1 protein-coding gene is annotated in these 343 nt (G+C 65.0%); it reads right to left on the minus strand.

The annotated features are described in order from the left end of the window. Positions 1–343, minus strand: a 343-nt coding sequence (locus G3N93_RS41340; protein ID WP_206135674.1) for a hypothetical protein, incomplete at both ends; no start/stop codon positions are given.

The following is a 343-nucleotide window of genomic DNA, read 5'->3' on the forward strand; positions in this document are numbered from 1 at the left end:
TGTCGACCTCGACCTCGACGGGCCTGTCGTCGGCGAACAGCTCGATCACGTCGCTGTCGACTTCGACCTCGACCGGCCTGTCGTCGGCCAACAGCTCGATCACCTCGCTGTCGACCTCGACCTCGACGGGCCTGTCGTCGGCCAACAGCTCGATCACCTCGCTGTCGACTTCGACCTCGACGGGCCTGTCGTCGGCTAACAGCTCGATCACGTCGTTGTCGACCTCGACCTCGACGGGCCTGTCGTCGGCGAACAGCTCGATCACGTCGCTGTCGACTTCGACCTCGACCGGCCTGTCGTCGGCCAACAGCTCGATCACCTCGCTGTCGACCTCGACCTCGAC

It is taken from the genome of Burkholderia sp. Se-20378 (assembly GCF_017104665.1).
In the GTDB taxonomy this organism is placed as follows: Bacteria; Pseudomonadota; Gammaproteobacteria; order Burkholderiales; family Burkholderiaceae; genus Burkholderia; species Burkholderia lata.